The organism is Halomonas denitrificans (genome assembly GCF_003056305.1).
In the GTDB taxonomy this organism is placed as follows: Bacteria; Pseudomonadota; Gammaproteobacteria; order Pseudomonadales; family Halomonadaceae; genus Halomonas; species Halomonas denitrificans.
This window is the reverse complement of sequence record NZ_PYVX01000005.1, coordinates 167370-188298: the sequence shown is the minus strand read 5'-3', so window position 1 is coordinate 188298 and position 20929 is coordinate 167370. Positions and strand designations below refer to the sequence as shown.

The window sequence follows — 20929 nt, the reverse complement described above, 5'->3', positions numbered from 1 at the left end:
CCTCGGACCGGCAAGGACCATCCGGTCTTTTCCGGCACTTCCGCGCCGGCTCGGCCACCGCCCGTCCCCCGACACACCGGCCTCTCACAAGCCTCATGCCGTCCTTCAGGCGGAGAAGTGCACCGCCAGCCACACGGTTGCCTGCTGCGGGTCCGTCCACTTGACGCGATGCCGGCAGTGCGCAGGGATCGTGACGTGATCGCCGGTCGAGAGTGTCACCTCCTCGCCCTGCTCGAAGGCGAGCACGGCCCGCCCCTGCAGCACCACCACCCACTCGTCCTGCGGCTGGTCGTACCAGCCGCACTCCGGTGAAGTGTGGCCGCGTGAGACGATGCTCTCGATCCGCACGTCCTTGCCGCCCGCCAGCTCCTCGAACCGCTCCGCTTCCAGGGAGGCGGGAATCGACGCGAACAGGTTTTTCATCAGCGTGCCTCCTGTATGCGTCATCAACGACCACCGGTCGAGACGACTCGGCTCCCGGTGTGGCAGCCTTGAATGGCGGGCAACGCCGTTTGTTGTGACGCCACCCCTACCGTACACTCGTTTGATCTCCCGACGACCACGATTTCGAGGCGCGACCCATGGCGTTTGATTCCACTTCCACCTACGTGGCCACCGAGGCGCTCAAGCAGGCGGTGAACGCCGCCGTGACCCTGGAGCGGCCGCTTTTGATCAAGGGCGAGCCAGGCACCGGCAAGACCCTGCTGGCCGAGGAGCTGGCCGCGTCGCTCGGCACCCGGCTGATCACCTGGCACATCAAGTCCTCCACCAAGGCCGCCCAGGGGCTCTACGAGTATGACGCGGTCAGCCGGCTGCGCGACTCCCAGCTGGGGGTCGAGGGCGTGGAGGACGTCGCCAACTACATCCGCCCCGGCAAGCTCTGGGAGGCCTTCACGGCCGGCGAGCGGGTGGTGCTGCTGATCGACGAGGTCGACAAGGCGGACATCGAGTTCCCCAACGACCTGCTCCAGGAGCTGGATCGCATGGAGTTCCATGTCTACGAGACCGGCGAGACCATCACCGCGACCCACCGCCCGATCATCGTCATCACCTCCAACAACGAGAAGGAGCTCCCCGACGCCTTCCTGCGCCGCTGCTTCTTCCACTACATCGAGTTCCCCGACCGGCAGACCATGCAGGCGATCGTCGACGTGCACTTCCCCGACATCGCCCCGCGGCTGGTCGGCGAGGCGCTGGAGGTGTTCTTCGAACTGCGCGAGGCCCCGGGCCTGAAGAAGCGCCCCTCCACCTCGGAGCTGGTCGACTGGCTGAAGCTCCTGATGAGCGACGAGCTGGCCCAGGAGGCGCTCTACCAGCGCGACCCGGCGAAGGCGCTCCCGCCGCTCGCCGGCGCCATGGTCAAGAACGAGCAGGACACCCAGCTGCTTGAGCGGCTGGCGTTCATGATGCGCCGGCAAGGCCGCTAAGCCATGTTCATCGGCCTGTTCGAGACCCTCAAGCGCCACGAGGTGCCCGTCTCGCTGCGCGAGCTGCTCGACCTCCACGCGGTGGTCGAGCGCGGCGTGGTGTTCGCCGACCTGGAGGCCTTCTATCGGGTCGCGCGCACCGTGATGGTCAAGGACGAGCGCCACTTCGACCGCTTCGATCGCGCCTTCGCCGCCTGGTTCGAGGGGCTCACGAGCCTCGACGCCGCCATCGAGGCGCTGATTCCCGACGACTGGCTGCGCCGCGAGTTCGAGAAGCACCTCTCCGAGGAGGAGAAGGCGAAGATCGAGTCCCTGGGCGGCCTCGAGGCGTTGATCGAGACCTTCAAGCAGCGCCTCGAGGAGCAGCAGGCGCGCCACGCCGGCGGCAACAAGTGGATCGGCACCGGGGGCACCAGCCCCTTCGGCGCCTACGGCTACAACCCCGAGGGGATCCGCATCGGCCAGGACGGCTCGCGGCACCGCCGCGCGGTGAAGGTGTGGGACGAGCGGCGCTTCCGCGACTACGACGACTCCCTGAAGCTCGGCACGCGCAACATCAAGATGGCCCTGCGCCGGCTGCGGCGCTTCGCTCGCCAGGGCGCGGCCGAGGAGGTCGACCTCGACGCCACCATCCGCGAGACCGCCCGGGACGCCGGCCTGCTCAACGTGCAGCTGCGCCCGGAGCGCCGCAACGCGGTGAAGGTGCTGCTGCTGCTCGACGTGGGCGGCTCCATGGACGACCACGTGCGCACCTGCGAGGAGCTCTTCTCGGCGGCCCGTTCGGAGTTCAAGCACCTCGAGGCCTACTACTTCCACAACTGCCCCTACGAGGGGCTGTGGCGCGACAACCGACGGCGGCACAGCGAGCGCATCCCGACCATGGACGTGCTGCACACCTACGGCGGCGACTACCAGGTGGTGATCGTCGGCGATGCCGCCATGTCGCCGTACGAGGTGACCCACCCCTGGGGCAGCGTCGAGCACATGAACGAGGAGCCGGGCGCCGTCTGGCTCCGGCGCCTGGTCGACGCCTTCCCGCACCTGGTCTGGCTCAACCCGCTCCCGCCTCGCGCCTGGGAGATGACGCCCTCCACCCGGCTGATCCGCGAGCTGATCGCCGATCGCATGTACCCCATGACGCTGGCGGGGCTGGAGCGCGCCATGGCGGAGCTGGCGCGGTAGCCGCCATGGCTCGCCCCATCGCTCGCCTCGCCTGCCATATAGCCCTTAAAGGCTATATGGCATTTTTATAGGCCATAAAGGCTATTAGCTTGCCCTATAGGCCTGCACGGCTATGCTGGCGGTAAGCCCCCGAGGAGCGAGCGACATGCCAGGACGAATTGCCGTGCTCACCGGCGACGTGATCGATTCCCGCAAGGTCGGCGATCGGCCGCGCCTCTATCGACGGCTGGAGGCGACCCTGGCGGGGCTCGCCTCCCGCCATGGCGGCCGCGGCGAGCGCTTCCGCGGCGACGGCTTCCAGCTCGCCCTGCCCCAGGCCACGGCGGCCATGGAGGCCGCCGTGCTACTGCGGGCGGCGCTGATCGAGCACTCCGAACCCCACCAGCGCTGGGATGCGCGCATCGCCGTGGCGGTCGGGCCGGGGGAGCCCGGGGGGCGCGAGGCCGACGGCGAGACCTTCATCGCCTCGGGGCGCCGCCTGGATGCCCTCGCCGGCGGCGCCGGCCACCTGGCGCTGACCCTGCTGGACGAACCCGAGGACCCGGGACTCGACCTGCTGGTGCGCTTCATCGACGACCTGCTCGATGGCTGGTCCCCCTACGCGGCCGAAGTCGTCGGCCTGAGCCTGCAGGAAGATGGCGCCCAGCCGGTCTCCCAGCAGGCCCTGGCCGAGCGCCTGGGCATCACCCAGCCCAGCGTGCACAAGCGCCTGCGGGCCGCGCGCTGGACCCTGCTCGCCGACACCCTCGCCTACCTTGGCGGGCGCCTCGACGACCGGGCACCGTCGACATCGAGGCCGAGGCCATGAGCGCCGTGGCCCTCTCGCTGCTCATGGCGCTGGTGCTGGCCCACCTGGTCGGCGACTTCCTGCTGCAGCCGCGCCGCTGGGTGGAGGAGCGCCACCGCCTGCACCAGCGCTCGCCCCGCCTGCTGCTGCATGCCCTGCTGCACGGGGCGCTCGCCGGCGGCGTGCTGCTGCTGGCCGCCGGCGCCATGTCCCGGGGGCCGGCGGCCGCGCTTTACGGCGCGCTCGCGGTGGGCGCCAGCCACTGGCTGATCGATCTGGCCAAGTCCCGGCGGCCGGACGGTGAACTGCGCTGGTTCCTGCTCGACCAGGCCGGCCACCTGCTGGTGCTGGCGGGGCTCTGGCTGGTCTGGCTGGAGAGCCTCGCCCCGCTGGCGGCGCTGGGCGCCTGGCTGGCCACGCCCACGGTGCTCGGGGTGGTCACCGCCTACCTGCTGGTGACGCGCCCGCTGTCGATCGCCATCGCGCTGGTCATGCGGCGCTGGAGCGCCGAGCTCGAGGACACCGGCACCCTGGCCAGCGCCGGGGCGCGCATCGGCGTGCTGGAGCGGCTGCTGGTGCTGACCCTGGTGCTGCTGGACCAGCTCACCGCGGTGGGCTTCCTGCTGGCCGCCAAGTCGGTGCTGCGCTTCGGCGACCTGCGCGAGACCCGCGATCGCAAGCTCACCGAGTACGTGCTGCTCGGCACCCTGCTCAGCGTCTCGACGACCCTGGTGCTGGGGATGCTGGTACGCCTGCTGCCGACTGGAGGCTGAGCCATGTACCGACGGGTGATCATACTGCTCCTGACGCTTGCGCTCGGCGCCTGCGCCGGCCCCGGGACGCTGGAGCGCCGGGCGGGCTACACGGTCGACCACCGCCACGCGGCCCCTTCCCACAACAGCCGGGTGCGCCACCTGGTGCTGCATTACACCGACGGCGACGAGGCCGAGGCGCTGGCCACCCTGACGGGCCCACATGTCAGCAGCCACTACGTGCTGCCCCGCGGCCCCGAGGGGCGGGTCTACCAGCTGGTGGAGGAGTCGCGGCGCGCCTGGCACGCCGGCGCCAGCCACTGGCGGGGCAGCGCGGATATTAACGCCACCTCGATCGGCATCGAGATCGTCAACGCCGGGCCGGATCGCCCGACGGCCGAGCTCGAGCGCGACCTGGCGGCCGACGCGCCGCACGCGATCGCCTGGGCGCCCTATCCGGACGCCCAGATCACCACCCTGATCGCACTGGCCCGGGACCTCATCGCCCGCCACGGCATCGAAGCCACCAATGTGGTGGCGCATTCCGACATCGCGCCCTCGCGCAAGATCGACCCCGGCCCGGCCTTCCCCTGGCGGCGCCTGCACGAGGCCGGCATCGGCCCCTGGCCCGCGCCCTCGGCGGTGGCGCGCTGGCGCGCCCGCTTCGCCGTCGACCCGCCTTCGCTTGCCACCCTGCAGCGGGCCCTGGCGGCCTGGGGCTACGGGCTTGCGATCAGCGGCGAGGCCGACCCGCCCACCCGGGCGGTGCTGCGCGCCTTCCAGATGCGCTTTCGCCCCGCCGACTACCGCGGCCTGGTCGACGCCGAGACCGCGGCGATCCTCTGGGCGCTGCTGGAGCGCTACCGCCCCGAGGCGCTGCCGGACCGCTGACTCAGGCCGTGGCCGCCAGCGCCTCGTCGTCCTGGAAGCGACGCATGTGCCCGTCGCGCTCCACCGCCAGGTGCCAGGCGAGCGCCTGCTCCAGGCAGTGGGGCGTATGGCCGCCGCGCGCCTTGGCCTCGGCGAAGTAGCGGCGCAGCGCCGGGCGATAGAGGGGATCGGCGCAGCACTCGATGACCCGCTCCGCCCGCTCCCGGGGCGCCAGGCCACGCAGGTCCGCGAGGCCATGCTCGGTGACCAGGATGTCGACGTCGTGCTCGGTATGGTCCACGTGGCTGACGAAGGGCACCACGCTCGAGACGTCGCCGCTCTTGGCGAGCGACTTGGTGACGAAGATCGACAGCTGGGCGTTGCGGGCGAAGTCCCCGGAGCCGCCGATGCCGTTCATCATCCGGGTGCCGCAGACGTGGGTGGAGTTGACGTTGCCGTAGATGTCGACCTCGAGCGCGGTGTTGATGGCGATGATGCCGAGGCGGCGCACGATGCCGGGATGGTTGGAGAGCTCCTGGGGACGCAGCACCAGGCGATCGCGGTAGTGGTCCAGGCGCGGCCAGACCCGCGCGCCGCAGGCCTCGGAGAGGGTGATCGAGCAGCCCGAGGCGAACGCCAGCTTGCCGGCGTCCAGCAGGTCGAAGGTAGAGTCCTGCAGCACCTCGGAGTACATGGTCAGGTCCTCGAAGGGCCCGTCGGAAAGCCCGCTCATCACCGCGTTGGCCATGGTCCCGATGCCGGCCTGCAGCGGCAACAGCGAGGGCGCCAGGCGTCTCGCTTCCACCTCGGCGGCGAAGAAGCCGATCAGGTGGTCGGCGATGCGGCGGGTATCGGCATCGGGCGGCAGCACCGTGGAGGGGCTGTCCTTGCCGCGGGTGACGACGATGGCGGCGATCTTCGCCGGATCGATGGGGATGTAGGGGGTGCCGATGCGCGAGTCCGGCGCCACCACGGGGATCGGCGGGCGGGTCGGGCGCATCTGCGGGATGTAGATGTCGTGGAGCCCCTCCAGCTCGGCGGGCGCATCGAGGTTGAGCTCGATGATCACCTTGTCGGCCAGTATCGCGTAGCTCGCCGAGTTGCCCACCGAGTTCGTGGGCACGATGCCGCCCGCCTCGGTGATGGCGCAGGCCTCCACCACCGCCACGTCGAGTTCGGCGAGCTGGCGGTTGCGCAGCAGCTCGACGGTCTCGGAGAGGTGCTGGTCGATGAACATCACCTCGCCGGCGTTGATCGCCCGGCGCAGGGTGGTGTCGACCTGGAAGGGCATCCGACGCGCCAGCACCTTGGCCTCGGTGAGGCGCTGGTCGAGGTCGTTCCCCAGCGAGGCGCCGGTCATCAGCGTGATGGAGAGCGGCGCCTGGGCCGCCCGTTCGGCCAGCGCCAGCGGCACCGCCTTGGCCTCGCCGGCGCGGGTGAAGCCGCTCATGCCCACCGTCATGCCGTCGGTGATCAGCGCGGCGGCCTCGTCGGCGCTGCACAGCCGCTCCCGCCACTGGGGCCAGCGGCAACGTTGCTGGATGGTCGTCTCGTCCTGCACGCCCGGAATCCTCCATCTCTCAGGGTAATTAGTTCGTCGGCTCAATGATTTCACGTAAATCATGATGGCGCTATACAGATAGGCGATTCGTCGACGTTCGTCTAATACGTCGACAGCCTGGCGCGCGTCAGGCCCTCCGCCGGACTTTTGCCGCCAACCGGGCTTGGCCGTACAATGCAGGGTCATTGCCGCCGCTCCGTGCGGCCCCGTATCCGCTTCTGCACAAGCCCCCGCTCGAGGAAACCCCGGACCCATGCGCGCCAGTCAACTGTTGATCGCCACCCTCAAGGAAACGCCTGCCGACGCCGAAGTCGTCAGCCACCAGCTGATGCTGCGCGCCGGGATGATCCGTCGCCTCACCTCCGGCCTCTACACCTGGCTGCCGATGGGCCTCAAGACCCTGCGCAAGGTCGAGCGCATCGTGCGCGAGGAGATGGATCGTGCCGGCGCCCAGGAAGTGCTGATGCCCGCGGTGCAGCCGGCGGAGCTGTGGCAGGAGTCCGGCCGCTGGGAGCAGTACGGCCCGGAGCTGCTGCGCCTCAAGGATCGCCACGATCGCGACTACTGCGTCGGCCCGACCCACGAGGAGGTGATCACCGACCTGGTGCGCAAGGAGATCGCCAGCTACAAGCAGCTGCCGGCCAACTTCTACCAGGTGCAGACCAAGTTCCGCGACGAGATCCGGCCGCGCTTCGGGGTGATGCGCTCCCGGGAGTTCATCATGAAGGACGCCTACTCCTTCCATATCGATGAAGCGTCCCTGAAGGAGACCTACCAGGCGATGTACGACGCCTACGTGCGCATCTTCACCCGCCTGGGGCTCGACTTCCGCCCGGTGATCGCCGACAACGGCGCCATCGGCGGCACCGGCTCCCACGAGTTCCACGTGCTGGCCGACTCCGGCGAGGACGACATCGTCTTCTCCACCGAATCCGACTACGCCGCCAACATGGAGAAGGCCGAGGCGCTGGCGCCCCAGGGCGAGCGCGCCGCCCCCGGCGAGGAGCTGCGCCTGGTCGACACCCCCAACGCCAAGACCATCGCCGCCCTGGTCGAGCAGCACGGCCTGCCCATCGAGAAGACGATCAAGACCCTGATGGTGCACGGCGCCGAGGGCGGCCTGGTCGCCCTGCTGGTGCGCGGCGACCACGAGCTCAACGAGGTGAAGGCCGAGAACCTGGCCGAGGTGGCCGCCCCGCTGACCATGGCCAGCGAAGAGGAGATCCGCGCCGCGGTAGGCGCCGGCCCGGGCTCGCTCGGTCCGGTGAACCTGAACCTGCCGATCATCATCGATCGCAGCGTGGCGATGATGAGCGACTTCGGCGCCGGCGCCAACATCGACGGCCAGCACTACTTCGGCATCAACTGGGAGCGTGACGTGGCGCTGCCCCAGGTCGCCGACCTGCGCAACGTGGTCGAGGGCGATCCCTCGCCGGACGGTCAGGGCACGCTCGCCATCAAGCGCGGCATCGAGGTGGGCCACGTCTTCCAGCTCGGCCAGAAGTACTCCAAGGCGATGAACGCCACCGTGCTGGGGGACGAAGGTCGTGCCGTGCATCCCTGGATGGGCTGCTATGGTATCGGTGTGACCCGGGTCGTGGCGGCCGCCATCGAGCAGAACCACGACGAGGCGGGGATCATCTGGCCCGACGCCATCGCGCCCTTCCACGTTGCCATGGTGCCGATGAACGCCCACAAGTCGCAGCGGGTGCGCGAGGAGTCCGAGCGGCTCTACCAGGCGCTCACCGCCGCCGGCCTCGAGGTGCTGCTGGACGATCGCGACCTGCGCCCGGGCGTGCGCTTCGCCGACCACGAGCTGATGGGCATCCCCCACCGCCTGGTCGTCGGCGACCGCGGGCTCGACAAGGAAGAACTCGAATACAAGGGACGCCGTGACAGTGACGCCACCATGGTACCGGCCGGAGAGATCATCGACTTCCTGCGCGCGAAGGTCGCGATCTGAGGTCTGTCGGGCCGCCGCCCTGGCAGCGGCCCTCCTCCTGCCCACCATGACGGCCCTGGGCCAGGGCGACCGGGACTTCCTGGCCGCCCTCCCTGATGCCTACCAGGCCGCCGAGCCCACGCCGGTGGCCCTTTCGTCCGTGCCCCCCGCTCCCTTCGTGCGGGCGCTGCCCTCCGCGCCCGCCAGCCTGCGCGACACCCTCGACACCGTGCGCGACGCGCCGCTGCCCCCCGCCGACATCTGGGCGGCCCGGCAGTGGTTGAACGCCATGGAGCCGCGGCTCGCCCGCTACGTGCCGGAGGCCCGGCGGCGCCGGGCGCTGCTGGGCCGCATCCACCAGGAGGCGCGCCTCGCCGGCCTGGCCCCGGAGCTGGTACTGGCGGTCATCCAGGTGGAGAGCGCCTTCCAGGCCGGGGCCGTCTCCTCGGCCGGCGCCGTCGGGCTGATGCAGATCATGCCGTTCTGGGTCCGCGAGCTGGGCCTGCCCGCCGACGACCTCAAGGACCCGCACCGCAACCTGCGCTACGGCTGCACGATCCTCGCCCACTACCTGGCCGTGGAGCGCGGCGACCTGACCCGGGCGCTGGCGCGCTACAACGGCAGCCTCGGCAAGACCTGGTACCCGGAACGGGTGATGCGCGCCCTGGCGGACCGCTGGTCGGTGCAGGACGCCGGCCGCGCCACCGCCGGGCGCTGAGCCGACAAGCCATCGCCGCTGCACGGGCGGAGAAACGACCAAAAGTACAGACGAAAAAAAGCCGACCCAAGTGGGTCGGCTACTGGGGGGAAAGCTCCCCCCTCCCCTGACGACTCTAGAAGCGGCTGGATCAGTGCTTGTTCTTGCGACGGTGATCGCGAACGACGAACGCGACCCAGCCCCCCATGAAAGCGATCATCATCGCGACGGTCACAAGTCCGAAGATTACGGCGTCATCCAAGTACATGGTGTGTCCTCCCGTCCCGATGTGTTGAGTGCACTCTAGCGCGGCCTCGGGGGAGACAAACTGACCTGCATCAAGTTTGCCGCCGGCCCCGGGATCGCAGGCCGCCAGGAGTTGACGCAGGTCAGTTTCCGGGGCCTCGCAGGCAGGATCGAGGCCGAACAGGCCGCCCTCAGGCGGGAAAATCGCGCTCGATCAGCCCGGCCGCCGCCAGATCGTCGAAGAGCCGTGCCAGGTCGGCGCGCAGCCGGGCCGGCTCGACCTCGGGAAAGCGCTCGGCCAGCAGCGCCGCCACCTCGGCGAGGCTCAACGCCTCCAGGCCCAGCAGGCGCCAGACGCCGCCGGCCACGGCGCTCAGACGATGCACCCCGCCGTCGCCAGTGACCAGGAAGTGCTCCTCGCCCAGCGGATACTCCGCCGCCACCGGCAGGCGGCGCCAGGCCACCTCCGGGGCGCCGGCAGCCGACGCGACCTCGGCCGCCCCAAGGGCCGGCGCGACCGATACCGGCGCAGGCGCTCCCTCGTCCAGGCCTTCCACCACCCGCTCGACGGCCGCCATGGGGTCGTCGTAGCAAAGCGACCGGCACGGCAGGCCCTGCATCATCGGCAGCAGCCGCGGGACCAGGCGACCCGGGTCGTGGGTGTCGGCGTCGCCGGCGAGGCTCTGGCTCAGCAGCTGCAGCAGGCCGTCGCCGGGCGAGAGACGTGTCAGGCTCGGGGACGGCGTGCCGGGCAGGCGGTCCAGCAGCACGATGGCGCCGATGGGAAGCCGCTCGCCGTGGCCGGCGAGGCGTTGACGGCACAGGCTCAGGTAGGCGTAGCGCCGATCCGAGACGCGTTCATGGGCGGCGATGAAGTCCGCCAGCGCGGCGGGGAGATGCGTCGGCAGGGGCAGGCGCAGCCGCGGCGCGATGCCCAGCGCCTCGCCCACCGCCATGCCCCCGTCCTCGATGCTCAGCAGCAGCACGTCGTCGGCGAAGACCCGATGGCCGGCGGCGGCGAAGGCGGCACAGAGCAGGCTCTTGCCCGCCCGATGGGTGGCGGGGAACAGCACCAGCCGCCCGTCGATCTCCACGGCGGCACAGTGCAGGCCGCTCTGCCGGGGCCGGGCCTCGAGCAGCCGCGGAATCAGGTCGGCGATCAGGCTGGCGGCCGCAGTGGCGAGGCCGAGCAGTCGCCGGGGCCGTGAGCGCCCCGGCACCGCCTGGCCGTAGCCCTCGGCCTCCCGCCAGGCCGTCAGCGCCTCGCACGATGGCGGGCGGGCCGCGGCCGGCACGGGCGCCAGCGGCCAGCCGGGCATCGCCGCGCGCAGCGCCTCGGCGAGCTCGGGGGCTCCCTCGAGTCGCAGCGTGGCCTCGAGCCCCGCGGGCTGCAGCGCCTCGACGCGCCTCGCGGGGTCAGGGGGCCCGTTCACCAGCGACTGGGATAGCTGTGGCTGGGGTAGCTGAAGCTGTGGCTATGGCTGTGCTTCGAGTGCCGGTGACGGTGGTGATGCTGGTGATGGCGGTGGCGGCGATGGTCGCGGTAGTCGTCCACGTAGCGACGCTCCCGGGTCTCCGGATGGGTCTCGTAGACGATGCGCCAGCGCCCCTCGTCCCAGTCGCCGGCCTCGGCCTCGGCCTGGCCCAGGGTGGAGAGGGTCGGCGCGGCGTAGGCGGCGACGCCGACCAGGCCGAGGGCGGCCAGCAGCGTGCGCCGGCGGGCGCAGGGGGCAGGATGGTCGCTCATCGATGGGCTTCCCTGTGTGGCTGAACGAGGCCCCAAGCCTACCGCGCGCCGGGCGCGACGAGACCCGCCCCGGGCGCGTTTCCCCAGTCGCTGCAAATTGCCGGGGGCGCTGTCGCCCGCCGCCGACGTTCAGACCATCTTCTTGTCTTCCACCTCGCCGGGCTCGGTGCCGGGCGGCAGCGGGTGGCCCTTGGCGAGCTCCGCGCGGGTAGCCTCGCGGACCTCGAGTACCTCGAGGCGATAGCGCAGGGTGTGGCCGGCCAGCGGATGGTTGGTGTCGATCAGCACGCCGTCGTCGCGCACCTCGAGGATGGTGACGATCTCGGGACCGTCGTCGCCGGGGGTCTGGAAGCGCATCCCGGGGGCGAGGTCGGGGGCGGGAAAGGCGTGGCGCCCCACCTCGCGCACCAGCGCCTCGTCGCGCAGCCCGTAGGCCTCGGCCGGCATCAGGGTCACGGAGAGCTCGGCCCCGGCGGCACGGCCCGCCAGGGCCTGCTCCAGGCCGGCCATGATGTTGCCGTGGCCGTGCAGGTACTCGAGCGGCTGCGCGCGAGCCCGGGAGTCGTCGAGGACGTTGCCGTCCTGGTCGCTGAGGACGTAGTGCAGGGTCACGACGCGCTGGGGGTCGATGATCATGAAGTCTCCTTGGGCGATGGGGAAAGGCGTCGAGGCCGGTGGCTAGTCGCGGCGGCGCAGGTGGCCGACGGGCATCTCGAGGCGCTGCTGCTGGTGCAGCAGGTTGAGCAGCACGATGGCGCGCTCCTCGCCCTTGTGGCTCGAGAACACCGCCTGCAGGTCCTTGAAGGGTCCCTCGGTGATCTCCACCGCCTCGCCGGCGCGGAAGTAGACGTTCGCCGTCGCGTCCTCATCCTCGCTGCCGTGCGCGCGCAGGGTCTCGACCAGCGAGTCGCTGACCGGCACCGGCATTTCCAGGCCGAAGGTGACGATCTTCAGCACCCCGCGCGTGGAGCGCAGGGGGCGCCAGTTGCTGGCCAGGCGATCGAGGCGGATGAAGAGGTAGTAGGGAAAGAGCGGCTCGCTGACCCACTCGAGCTTGCCGCGCCGCTTCTTCTGCACCTGCAGCACGGGATGGAAGATCTCGTAGCCCTGGTTGGTCAGGTGCTCGGCGGCGCGGAAGGACTCCCCGCCCTTGCACTGAATGACGTACCAGCGGGGGACGGCGTCATCGGCCTCATCGTGACGAATCTCTGAATCGCTCATATGGCTCCTGATCGGGTTCCTGCTGGTATCACTGCCGGTGCTCTGCAACAATTCCACCGCCCACCTGTCCCGGGGCAAAGGCCCGCGGGGGAGATGGGCCGAACGGTCGCTTCCCGGCGACTGGTCCTGATTTTATCATCGATGGCGGGGGCCTGCGTGACCGCCCTCGCGTCGCCCCTCATGCCCTGGTGCAAGGAGTCCTGCCCGACATGCCGCCCTCCCCCGCTCGCCGCAGCTGGCATGACGCCCTGGCGATCTATCTGCGCGCACCGGTCATCACCATGCTGTTCCTGGGCTTCTCCGCCGGCCTGCCCTTCCTGCTGGTGTTCTCCACGCTCTCGGCGTGGCTGCGCAGCAGCGGCGTCGAGGTGGCGGCCATCGGCTTCTTCGCCTGGATCGGCATGCTCTACTCGATCAAGTTCTTCTGGGCCCCGGTGGTGGACCGCCTCGCCCTGCCGCTGCTGACCCGGACCTTCGGGCAGCGGCGCGGCTGGATGCTGCTCGCCCAGGCGATGATCGCCGCGGGCCTGGTGGGCCTCTCCGGCGTCGACCCGGTCGATCACCTGCCGCTGGTGGCCGCCCTCGCCCTGCTGGTGGCCTTCGGCAGCGCGACCCAGGACATCGCCATCGACGCCTTTCGCATCGAGTCGGCCCCGGACGACGTCCAGGCCGCCATGGCCTCGACCTACATCATCGGCTACCGGGGCGGCCTGCTGGCCGCCGGCGCCGGGGCCCTCTACGTCGCCTCGCTGGTCTCCTGGGAGGCCGCCTACCTCTGCATGGCGGCGCTGGTCGGCATCGGGGCGGTCACGGTGCTGCTGCGCCCGGAGCCCGAGCGCAACTCCCTCGGCACCCAGCTGATCCACGAGCCGCGGGTGCGCGCCTTCCTGCGAGCCTCGCGGGGACGCCCCAAGCCGCTGCGCCGACTGGTCGCCTGGACGATCGGCGCCATCGTCTGCCCCTTCACCGACTTCTTCACGCGCCACCGCCGCCGCGCCATCTGGCTGCTGGTGTTCGTGGCGGTGTTCCGCATCAGCGACCTGGCGATGGCCTCGATGGCCAATCCGCTCTACATCGACCTGGGGTTCTCGCTGGCGACCATCGCCAACGTCACCAACGTCTTCGGGATCGCCATGAGCATCGGCGGGGGGATTCTCGGCGGGCTGCTGGTGGCGCGCTACGGCATCGGGCCGATCCTGGTGCTGGGGGCGGCGGCGGCGGCGCTGACCAACCTGCTGTTCGTGGCGCTGTCGCTGTCGGGCCAGCACCTGCCCATGCTGGTCATGGCCATCGTCGGCGACAACCTGGCCAACGGCCTGGCGAGCGCCGTCTTCATCGCCTTCCTGTCGAGCCTCACCTCGCGGGCCTACACGGCGACCCAGTACGCGCTCTTCTCGTCGCTGATGACCCTGCCCGGCAAGTTCCTGAGCGGCTTCGGCGGCCTGCTGGTCAACGCCGAGGGCTACGCCACCTTCTTCCTCGTCTCTTCCGTCCTCGGCCTGCCCGCGGTGCTGCTGGCGATCTGGATCAGCCGCGACCGCGCGCTGATGCCGGCACCGCGGGCGGCCTGAGCACGGCTCGCGCCGACGCCCGGGCCGCCTCGGCGCGGCCGGCGCCGGATCACTCGCCGAGCAGCGCCTGCAGCCACTCCAGCGCCCCGTGGGTGGTGCGCCACTGGTCGCGCATCAGGGTGCGGTACTGCCAGGCCTCGGCCCGGGAGCCGGGCGCGGCCACGCCGTCCCCGCCGTGGCCGACCGGCCGCGGGTTCTCGGCGCAGAGCATCGCCACGGCGTGGGTGTTGTGGCGATGCACCTCTGCCAGCGCCGCCTCGGCCTCGTCGCGGCGCTCCAGGCGATAGAGCGCCAGCACCCGCCCCATCAGCAGCCCCAGCGGCGGGGCCTCCTCGTCCTCGTCCTCGCTCTCGCCCTCGAGTTCGCGCAGGCAGAGCTCGAGGGCCGTGCGGTCGCGCCCCTCCCGCAGCAGCTGGTCGAGCACCAGCTCACGCAGCCCCAGGCTGTCCTGGGCATCCAGGGTCAGCAGCCGCTCGGCGAGCTCCCGGGAGCGGGCCCGGGCGCCCCGTTCCATGCCGACCACCAGCGCGAGGCCCGAGCGCAGCAGCACGGCGTTGTCGGCGCTCTCCCACGGGAAGGCGCCCTCGCCCTCGGCGCGCACCTGCTCGAGCCAGCGCTCGAGGCGAGTCGCCAGCGGCTCGAAGAGGCTCGGCGCCATCCACGGCAGGCTGCCGAAGCGGCTCGCCAGCGCCAGCGCCAGCGCCTGCAGCACGGCCGGCGAATCCAGCCACTCGGGGTGGGCGCAGAGCGCCGGGAGCCACTCGCCGGCCTGGGGCCAGGGATCCTCGTCGAAGCCCATGGGCGCGTCGCGCTCGACCTGGGCCTGGAAGACCTTCTGCCAGGCGGCGAAGAGGGTGTCCTCGCGGGCGGTGGAGTGGTACTCGAGGCTGCCCTCGGCGTCGCGGCGAATTTCCAGGCGCGGGGCGACAGGCAGCTCGGCGAGCAGCGCCTGCAGGGCCACCAGCGGCTCAGCCAGGTCCTCCTCGGCACTGAGCAGCTGGTCGGCCAGGGTCGCGCCGGGATTGTCGGCCAGGTCGGCCAGGAACTGCAGCTGGTCGGGCTCCAGGTCGCCCTGGCGCGCCAGGCGCCGGAACCAGAAGCGCGAGCGCTCCGCGGCCTCCTCTTCGTGCCCCTCGTGGAGCAGCAGCATGGCCTCGATGTAGGCCAGCGTCGGCGAGTCGGGCAGCGCCTGCTGGGCGCGCACGAAGGCGGCCCGGGCGCTGTCCAGGTCGTCGTTGTCCAGGTGCATCAGGCAGAGGCGCTCCAGGGCCACGCCGCGCAGGAACAGCGGCCCACGATCGAGCACCGCGTCGAGCAGCGCCTCGCGCTTGCGGTTGAAGCCGCGCTCCTGGTAGAGGTCGATGAGGATCTCGAAGGCGGGCTCCGCCTGCTCGGGCAGCGTCAGCCAGTCGGCGCGCTCGAAAAGCGACTCGAGGATCTGCTGGGCGCGCCCGCGCTGGCCCGACTCGGCGGCGATCAGCCCGGCCTCCAGCAGCGCCTGGGCCGGCGCCCGGCCGCTGGCCAGCGCCGCCTTCAGGATGTCGCCCTTCCAGTCGCGCAGCGAGAGCATCCACATCAGGTGGGTCGGCACGTGCCCGGGCAGGCTGACCGCCCCGCAGCAGCGCTTGGTCTTGCGCCCCGAATCGCACCAGCAGGGCTCGTTGCGTCCCGGCCGGGCCAGCGACTCGGCGGCGAAGTCGAGCCGCGCCAGCGGCGTCTGCGACCACAGCTCCGGGGCCAGCGCCTGGGCCAGGGCCGCATCGCCACCGACCAGCGCCGGCCCCTCCTCGCGGGCCCAGGCCATCAGCGTGGGATAGCGCTCATCCTCGCGAATGGCGCCCAGTGCCCCCGTGGCAAAGCCCAGCAGCTGTTCCACCCATACTGCCAGCATCGCTCTCTCCGCATTCGCAAAAAGGGCACAGTCTACCAGCCCGCCGCGGGGCTGGGCAGGTGATCAGGCCGGCGCGCTCGGCAGCAGCGGGCGGGTGCGGGCGTGCATGTCGAGGCGCGCGCCGAGGCGTACCAGGTTCCAGTAGTGGCCGTTCAGAGTGCGCGACAGCAGCAGGGTGTCCGCCGGCGGCTGCAGGCGATCCATGGCCGCCCACACCTTCGGCGAGAGCTCGCGCAGCCGGCGATGCACCCGCACGTCGCCGAAGTCCTGCTCGCCGGGCTCGAAGAGCGGCGACACCGCCTCGGCCGACTCGCGATAGAGCGCGAGCGGTGCACCCTGCCCCTGGCGGCCGCCGAGCTCGAGCAGCGCGGCGTCCATGGCCATGGCATCGCCCTCGAGGGTCGCCTCGAGCAGGCGCATCATCGCCGCGAGGCGCGCCTCGGGCACCGGGATCACCGCCCCCAGGTCGTAGATCACCAGGCGCCCCGCCTCGTCCGCGGCGAAGTTGCCGGCGTGGGGGTCGGCGTGCAGCTCCCCGTGGGTGAAGAGCTCCTCGGTCAGCCAGTCGGCGAGGGTGACCGCCACCTGCTGGCGAAGCTCGCGGTCGGCTGCCTCCAGCTCGCGCAGCGGGGTGCCAGCCACGTAGCGCATGGCCAGCACCCGCGGGCCGGAGAACTCGGGCAGCGGCTCGGGGATCACCAGCCGGTCGAGATGGGCGTAGCGGGCGCGGTAGCGGGCCAGCGCCTCGGCCTCGGCGTGGTAGTCGAGCTCGCCGCGCAGGCTCATCGCCAGCTCCTCGAAGAGCGCATCGAGGCGCGCCTGGGGCACCTTGAACCAGCGCCCCAGGCGCATCAGGCGCCGCACCTGGGCGAGGTCGCTCTCCAGCACCTCGGCAAGCCCGGGATACTGCACCTTGAGCACCAGGGTCTCGCCGTCGTGGGTCACGGCCCGGTGCACCTGCCCCATGGAGGCGCTGGCGAAGGGGCGCTCCTCGATTTCGCGAAAGGTGGCGTCGAGCTCGCCGTACTGCTCGACCAGGGTGCGGCGAATGTCGGCCCAGGGCATCGGCTCGGCCTGGCGCTGCAGGCGGGCGAGCTCCTCGGCGAGATCCGGCGGCAGCAGGTCGTCCCACTGGGACATGATCTGCGCCAGCTTCATGGCCGGCCCCTTGAGCTCGGAGAGCCCCTCGAAGAGCGCCTCGCCCAGGGCCCGCCAGTCGGCCTGCCCGCCCAGCCGGGTGCGGATCAGCGCCCCGCCGGTGCGGGCGCCGAGGCCCAGCAGGCGTCGAGTACGGCCACGTTCGCGCATCGCCTTGTCTCCTGGTAGAACTTTGTACAACCATTGTACACCTGATGACCAGCTTACACCTGGCGAGGCGTCGAGAATACTGGAAGAATGTCCATGTCATTTTCGCCGACGAGCCGTTATGCGCCTGATCATCGCCGAGAAACCGAGCCTGGGCCGGGCCATCGCCGACGCCCTTCCCGGCAGTCCGCGCCGTCTCGACGGCGCCGTGGCGGTCGGGGACACCACCGTCACCTGGTGCCTGGGCCACCTGCTGGAGCAGGCACCGCCGGACGCCTACGACCCCGCCCTCAAGCAGTGGCGCCTCGACGCCCTGCCGATCCTGCCGGCGCGCTGGAAGCTGATGCCCCGGCCCAAGGCCCGCGGCCAGCTGGCGGTGATCCGCAAGCTGCTCAAGGAAGCCCGCGAGGTGGTCCACGCCGGCGACCCCGACCGCGAGGGCCAGCTGCTGGTGCAGGAGGTGATCGAGCACTTGGGCTGGAAGGGGCCGGTGTCGCGGCTGCTGGTCAGCGACCTCAACCGCCCGGCGGTCCAGCGGGCCCTGGGACGGCTCGAGGACAACGCCCGCTACGGCCCCCTCTACCGGGCGGCCCAGTCCCGGGCCCGGGCCGACTGGCTCTACGGCATCAACCTGACCCGCGCCTGGACGGTGAGCGGCCGCCAGGCCGGCCACGACGGCGTGCTTTCGGTGGGCCGGGTGCAGACGCCGGTGCTGGGGCTGGTCGTGCGCCGCGACGCCGAGATCCGCGACTTCACGCCCAAGCCCTTCTTCGTGCTGTGGGCCGACCTCGCCGTCGCCCAGGGCCGGCTGCGGGCCTGGTGGCAGCCCGGCGAGGCCCACCCCCTGGACGAGCAGGGGCGGCTGCTCACGCGCTCCCCCGCCGAGACCCTGGCCGAGCGGCTACCCGGCGCCGAGGGCCGGCTGACCCGGCTGGAGAGTCGCGACAAGCGCCAGGCCGCGCCGCTGCCCTACTCGCTCTCGGCGCTGCAGGTGGACGCGGCGCGCCGCCACGGCCTCTCCGCCAAGGCGACCCTGGACGTCTGCCAGCGCCTCTACGAGCGTCATCAGCTGATCACCTACCCGCGCTCGGACTGCCGCTACCTGCCCGAGGAGCACTTCGCCGCCGCCCGCACCACCCTCGAGGGCGCCTGCGGCGCCGACGACACCCTGCGCGGCTGGCTCGGCGGCGCGGACTTCGCGCGACGCTCCAAGGCCTGGAACGACGCCAAGGTCGGCGCGCACCACGCCCTGGCGCCCACCGGCAAGCCCGCCGACCTCGCGCGGCTCGAGAAGGCCGAGGCGGACGTCTTCCGGCTGATCGCCCGTAACGTGCTGGCGCAGTTCTATCCGCCCCTGGCGGTGCGCGACATCCAGGCCGACTTCCGGATCCTCGAGGAGGCGTTCCGCGCCAAGGGCCAGGAGATCCTCGATCCCGGCTGGAAGCCGCTCTTCACTACCCGCGACCAGGCGCCGCCCCTGCCGCCGCTTACCGAGGGCGAGCCCTGCCGGGTCGAGCAGGCCGAGGTGGAGGATCGCGAGACGCGCCCCCCCGAGCCCTTCACCGATGCCAGCCTGATCAAGGCGATGATGAACATCGCCCGCTACGTAGACGACCCGGCGGTGCGCCGCACCCTGCGCGAGCACGACGGCCTCGGCACCGAGGCGACCCGGGCCGGCATCATCGAGACCCTGGTGGAGCGCGGTTACCTGGTGCGCCAGGCCAAGGCGCTGCGTGCCAGCCGGCTGGGCAGCGCGCTGATCGCCTCGCTACCCGAGGCGGTGGGCCGCCCGGAGCGCACCGCCCTCTGGGAGCAGCGGCTGGGCGCCATCGCCGAGCGGGGCGACGATCCCGCCCCCTTCCTCGCGGCGCTGATCGAGGACCTGCGCGGCCTGCTCGGCGCCGCGGACGCCGGTCGGATACGCACCTCGCTCGCCGGCGCCCAGGGCGAGCAGGCGCCGACGCCCAGGGGGAAAACGGCCAAGGGCGGCAAGAAACGCGCCGGCCCGCGCCGCCGGAGCACCGCCACGCACCGACGCCGGCGGCCCACATGACGCATCAGGACGATGCCGGAATCCCCCACGCGAGAGGAGAGTCGCCATGACCCTGACGCGACACTGGATCGTCGGCCCCGGGGCGCTGGGCCGGCTGATCGCCCTGCGGCTGGCCGGCAGCGCCGAGGTGACGCTGATCGCCCGCCGCCCGCTGCCCGCCGAGCAAACGCTGATCACCCCTGAGCACGCCACCCTGGTGCGCCGGGTCGACGTGGCCCTGATCGAGGCCCTGCCGTCGCCGCTCCCCGACGTGGTGCACCTGACCACCAAGGCCCACGGCGCCGAGGCGGCCCACGCCGCCCTGGCCGACCGCCTGCCCGCGGGGGTGCCGCTGGTGCTGTGGCAGAACGGCTTCGACGTCCAGCCGCGGCTCAGTGAACGCCACCTCGGGCCGGTGCTGTGCGCCACCACCACCGAGGGGGCCCACGTCCAGGACGCCGCCCAGGTCATCCATGCCGGCCACGGCCACACCTTCCTCGGCAGCCTGGCGGGTCGCCATAATGATCTCGCCGTGGGCCTGGCCGACGTCCTGTCGTCGGCGGGCCTGCCCGCCGAGGCGGTCGACGACATCCGGGTGCGGCTGTGGCGCAAGCTCGCCGTCAACGCGGCGATCAATCCGCTGGTGGCTCGCTCAGGCATCCGCAACGGCGAGCTTCGCGAGGCGCCCAACCGCGCCCGGGTCGAGGCCCTGCTCGCCGAGCTTTCGCCGATCCTCGCCGCCGAGGGCATCGCGCCGCCCGACGGCGCGGGGATCGAAGGCTGGCGGCGCCTGGTGTGGCAGGTTGTCGAGGCGACGGCCGCCAATCGCGCCTCCATGCTGCAGGACGTCCAGGCCGGGCGGCTCACCGAGCACGAGGCGATCCTCGCGCCGCTGCTCGTCGCGGCCGAGCGACACCGCCTCGCGGCGCCGGTCCTCGCCGAGCACCTGGCCGCGCTGCGGGCCCGCGCCGACGAATTGGCGCCACCCGGCGACGGTTGCTAGATTGAGAGGGTGTTAATTCCGGGCCGGCACCCCCACTGCCGACTCAAGGTCGGAGATCATGCATCCGGATTCACGCTCCCTCATCGCCCTGGCGGCCCTCCTGGCGGTCATCGCGCTCCCCTGCCAGGCCGATCTCGCCCTCGAGCCCGATGACGCCAGGCTCACCGAGGCCGAGATGCCCGCCTACGGCGGCATCGCCCAGCCCCTGGTGCTGCTCGACAACGGACTGCTCGTCCAGGGCGACGACGTCGCCAGCCTCGACGGCGCCACCTCCGGCTTTCGCCTCACCGCCGGCTTCACGCCGCAAGGCCTGCCCAAGCTCGACCTGGGCGCCGAGGTCAGCTACCAGCGCAGCGACGACGTGCCGATCGACGGTGAGGAGGGCTCGCGGCTCCACGACACCACCAGCCTCGGCGGCAGCCTGATGGCGGGGGTGCGCGTCGGCGCCCTCGGCCTCTATGCCAAGGCGGGCCTGGCGGAGTGGCAGGGCGCCCCCGTCGGGGCCGACGAACGCGCCGGGGAGAGTCGCGGCACGGCGCGGATCCAGGGCTTCGGCGCCCGCCTGCAGATCCGCCAGGTGGTGAGCCGCCTCGAGTTCGAGCAGATCGATGCCCCGGCCATGGAGCACCTCAACCTGATGACCGCCTCGATCCACCTGCCCTTCTGAGCCTCGCTCCCAGCCCCGTCCGAGATCC

General features: G+C 71.6%; 20 protein-coding genes. 11 read left to right on the top strand and 9 right to left on the bottom strand.

Features of this window, described 5'->3' with window-relative positions:
- Window positions 1-105: 105 nt before the first annotated feature.
- Entirely contained in the window at window positions 106-423 is a 318-nt protein-coding gene (locus C9F13_RS14190; RefSeq protein WP_108446924.1) for a cupin domain-containing protein, read from the bottom strand.
- Between the two features lie 158 nt (window positions 424-581).
- Here C9F13_RS14190 and C9F13_RS14185 point away from each other — a divergent pair, with 158 nt between their 5' ends.
- The 5 genes from C9F13_RS14185 (at window position 582) to C9F13_RS14165 (ending at window position 5039) form a co-directional block, all read left to right on the top strand.
- Complete coding sequence (locus tag C9F13_RS14185) at window positions 582-1427, top strand: AAA family ATPase (RefSeq protein ID WP_108446923.1); 846 nt, start codon at window positions 582-584, stop codon at window positions 1425-1427.
- Between the two features lie 3 nt (window positions 1428-1430).
- Window positions 1431-2609 (top strand): vWA domain-containing protein, encoded by a 1179-nt coding sequence (locus C9F13_RS14180; RefSeq protein ID WP_108446922.1) that lies wholly within the window; start codon window positions 1431-1433, stop codon window positions 2607-2609.
- Window positions 2610-2754: 145 nt separating this feature from the next.
- Complete coding sequence (locus C9F13_RS14175; RefSeq protein ID WP_108446921.1) at window positions 2755-3417, top strand: winged helix-turn-helix domain-containing protein; 663 nt, start codon at window positions 2755-2757, stop codon at window positions 3415-3417.
- Window positions 3414-4169 carry a DUF3307 domain-containing protein gene (locus tag C9F13_RS14170; protein ID WP_108446920.1) on the top strand — a complete coding sequence of 252 codons (756 nt, stop codon included), beginning with the start codon at window positions 3414-3416 and terminating at the stop codon, window positions 4167-4169. Before C9F13_RS14175 ends, C9F13_RS14170 begins: the two co-directional genes overlap by 4 nt.
- Window positions 4170-4172: 3 nt before the next feature.
- Window positions 4173-5039 carry an N-acetylmuramoyl-L-alanine amidase gene (locus C9F13_RS14165; protein ID WP_108446919.1) on the top strand — a complete coding sequence of 289 codons (867 nt, stop codon included), beginning with the start codon at window positions 4173-4175 and terminating at the stop codon, window positions 5037-5039.
- A 1-nt stretch (window position 5040) separates the two neighbouring features.
- Here the strand turns inward: C9F13_RS14165 and scpC are convergent, their stop codons facing one another.
- Entirely contained in the window at window positions 5041-6579 is a 1539-nt protein-coding gene (scpC, locus tag C9F13_RS14160; protein ID WP_245888788.1) for a succinyl-CoA:acetate CoA-transferase ScpC, read from the bottom strand.
- Window positions 6580-6832: 253 nt separating this feature from the next.
- Here scpC and C9F13_RS14155 point away from each other — a divergent pair, with 253 nt between their 5' ends.
- Together C9F13_RS14155 and C9F13_RS14150 are read left to right on the top strand one after the other, a co-directional pair.
- Entirely contained in the window at window positions 6833-8542 is a 1710-nt protein-coding gene (locus tag C9F13_RS14155; protein ID WP_108446917.1) for a proline--tRNA ligase, read from the top strand.
- A 46-nt stretch (window positions 8543-8588) separates the two neighbouring features.
- Window positions 8589-9239, top strand: a complete 651-nt coding sequence (locus C9F13_RS14150; protein WP_342747806.1) for a transglycosylase SLT domain-containing protein — start codon at window positions 8589-8591, stop codon at window positions 9237-9239.
- A gap of 130 nt (window positions 9240-9369) precedes the next feature.
- On the opposite strand, the gene ccoM is transcribed toward C9F13_RS14150, so the two are convergent.
- The 5 genes from ccoM to rfaH all read right to left on the bottom strand — a co-directional run bounded on the left by ccoM (window position 9370) and on the right by rfaH (window position 12432).
- Window positions 9370-9486, bottom strand: a complete 117-nt coding sequence (gene ccoM, locus C9F13_RS17805; RefSeq protein ID WP_281261076.1) for a cytochrome c oxidase subunit CcoM — start codon at window positions 9484-9486, stop codon at window positions 9370-9372.
- 169 nt (window positions 9487-9655) lie between these two features.
- Window positions 9656-10897, bottom strand: a complete 1242-nt coding sequence (locus tag C9F13_RS14145; RefSeq protein WP_157955204.1) for a PqqD family protein — start codon at window positions 10895-10897, stop codon at window positions 9656-9658.
- On the bottom strand, window positions 10894-11211 hold the full coding sequence (locus tag C9F13_RS14140) for a hypothetical protein (RefSeq protein ID WP_108446915.1): 318 nt from the start codon (window positions 11209-11211) through the stop codon (window positions 10894-10896). Before C9F13_RS14140 ends, C9F13_RS14145 begins: the two co-directional genes overlap by 4 nt.
- A 129-nt stretch (window positions 11212-11340) precedes the next feature.
- Window positions 11341-11847 carry an FKBP-type peptidyl-prolyl cis-trans isomerase gene (locus tag C9F13_RS14135; RefSeq protein WP_108446914.1) on the bottom strand — a complete coding sequence of 169 codons (507 nt, stop codon included), beginning with the start codon at window positions 11845-11847 and terminating at the stop codon, window positions 11341-11343.
- Between the two features lie 42 nt (window positions 11848-11889).
- On the bottom strand, window positions 11890-12432 hold the full coding sequence (rfaH, locus tag C9F13_RS14130; protein WP_108446913.1) for a transcription/translation regulatory transformer protein RfaH: 543 nt from the start codon (window positions 12430-12432) through the stop codon (window positions 11890-11892).
- A gap of 209 nt (window positions 12433-12641) precedes the next feature.
- On the opposite strand from rfaH, the gene C9F13_RS14125 reads away from it, so the two are divergent.
- Window positions 12642-14003: an AmpG family muropeptide MFS transporter gene (locus tag C9F13_RS14125; RefSeq protein WP_108446912.1), complete on the top strand. Its 1362-nt coding sequence runs from the start codon at window positions 12642-12644 to the stop codon at window positions 14001-14003.
- 49 nt (window positions 14004-14052) lie between these two features.
- Here C9F13_RS14125 and C9F13_RS14120 read toward each other — a convergent pair whose 3' ends face one another.
- Both C9F13_RS14120 and C9F13_RS14115 read right to left on the bottom strand, forming a co-directional pair.
- Window positions 14053-15894 (bottom strand): SEC-C domain-containing protein, encoded by a 1842-nt coding sequence (locus C9F13_RS14120; protein ID WP_108446911.1) that lies wholly within the window; start codon window positions 15892-15894, stop codon window positions 14053-14055.
- Window positions 15895-15957: 63 nt separating this feature from the next.
- Window positions 15958-17202 carry an ABC1 kinase family protein gene (locus tag C9F13_RS14115; protein ID WP_108446910.1) on the bottom strand — a complete coding sequence of 415 codons (1245 nt, stop codon included), beginning with the start codon at window positions 17200-17202 and terminating at the stop codon, window positions 15958-15960.
- A gap of 118 nt (window positions 17203-17320) precedes the next feature.
- On the opposite strand from C9F13_RS14115, the gene C9F13_RS14110 reads away from it, so the two are divergent.
- Genes C9F13_RS14110 through C9F13_RS14100 form a run of 3 tightly spaced genes read left to right on the top strand, consistent with a single transcriptional unit; the run spans window position 17321 to window position 20901 of the window.
- Window positions 17321-19252 carry a DNA topoisomerase III gene (locus tag C9F13_RS14110; protein ID WP_108446909.1) on the top strand — a complete coding sequence of 644 codons (1932 nt, stop codon included), beginning with the start codon at window positions 17321-17323 and terminating at the stop codon, window positions 19250-19252.
- Between the two features lie 46 nt (window positions 19253-19298).
- A complete protein-coding gene (locus tag C9F13_RS14105) occupies window positions 19299-20234 on the top strand; it encodes a ketopantoate reductase family protein (RefSeq protein ID WP_108446908.1) in 936 nt (311 codons plus the stop codon).
- 58 nt (window positions 20235-20292) lie between these two features.
- A complete protein-coding gene (locus tag C9F13_RS14100; protein WP_108446907.1) occupies window positions 20293-20901 on the top strand; it encodes a hypothetical protein in 609 nt (202 codons plus the stop codon).
- Window positions 20902-20929 lie beyond the last annotated feature (28 nt).

Excerpts from the sequence above, each read along its gene's own strand:
- C9F13_RS14190 (WP_108446924.1), bottom strand. The coding sequence starts at position 423 with ATGAAAAACCTGTTCGCGTCGATTCCCGCCTCCCTGGAAGCGGAGCGG.
- C9F13_RS14185 (WP_108446923.1), top strand. The coding sequence starts at position 582 with ATGGCGTTTGATTCCACTTCCACCTACGTGGCCACCGAGGCGCTCAAG.
- C9F13_RS14180 (WP_108446922.1), top strand. The coding sequence starts at position 1,431 with ATGTTCATCGGCCTGTTCGAGACCCTCAAGCGCCACGAGGTGCCCGTC.
- C9F13_RS14175 (WP_108446921.1), top strand. The coding sequence starts at position 2,755 with ATGCCAGGACGAATTGCCGTGCTCACCGGCGACGTGATCGATTCCCGC.
- C9F13_RS14170 (WP_108446920.1), top strand. The coding sequence starts at position 3,414 with ATGAGCGCCGTGGCCCTCTCGCTGCTCATGGCGCTGGTGCTGGCCCAC.
- C9F13_RS14165 (WP_108446919.1), top strand. The coding sequence starts at position 4,173 with ATGTACCGACGGGTGATCATACTGCTCCTGACGCTTGCGCTCGGCGCC.
- C9F13_RS14155 (WP_108446917.1), top strand. The coding sequence starts at position 6,833 with ATGCGCGCCAGTCAACTGTTGATCGCCACCCTCAAGGAAACGCCTGCC.
- C9F13_RS14150 (WP_342747806.1), top strand. The coding sequence starts at position 8,589 with ATGACGGCCCTGGGCCAGGGCGACCGGGACTTCCTGGCCGCCCTCCCT.
- ccoM (WP_281261076.1), bottom strand. The coding sequence starts at position 9,486 with ATGTACTTGGATGACGCCGTAATCTTCGGACTTGTGACCGTCGCGATG.
- C9F13_RS14140 (WP_108446915.1), bottom strand. The coding sequence starts at position 11,211 with ATGAGCGACCATCCTGCCCCCTGCGCCCGCCGGCGCACGCTGCTGGCC.
- C9F13_RS14135 (WP_108446914.1), bottom strand. The coding sequence starts at position 11,847 with ATGATCATCGACCCCCAGCGCGTCGTGACCCTGCACTACGTCCTCAGC.
- rfaH (WP_108446913.1), bottom strand. The coding sequence starts at position 12,432 with ATGAGCGATTCAGAGATTCGTCACGATGAGGCCGATGACGCCGTCCCC.
- C9F13_RS14125 (WP_108446912.1), top strand. The coding sequence starts at position 12,642 with ATGCCGCCCTCCCCCGCTCGCCGCAGCTGGCATGACGCCCTGGCGATC.
- C9F13_RS14120 (WP_108446911.1), bottom strand. The coding sequence starts at position 15,894 with ATGCTGGCAGTATGGGTGGAACAGCTGCTGGGCTTTGCCACGGGGGCA.
- C9F13_RS14115 (WP_108446910.1), bottom strand. The coding sequence starts at position 17,202 with ATGCGCGAACGTGGCCGTACTCGACGCCTGCTGGGCCTCGGCGCCCGC.
- C9F13_RS14110 (WP_108446909.1), top strand. The coding sequence starts at position 17,321 with ATGCGCCTGATCATCGCCGAGAAACCGAGCCTGGGCCGGGCCATCGCC.
- C9F13_RS14105 (WP_108446908.1), top strand. The coding sequence starts at position 19,299 with ATGACCCTGACGCGACACTGGATCGTCGGCCCCGGGGCGCTGGGCCGG.
- C9F13_RS14100 (WP_108446907.1), top strand. The coding sequence starts at position 20,293 with ATGCATCCGGATTCACGCTCCCTCATCGCCCTGGCGGCCCTCCTGGCG.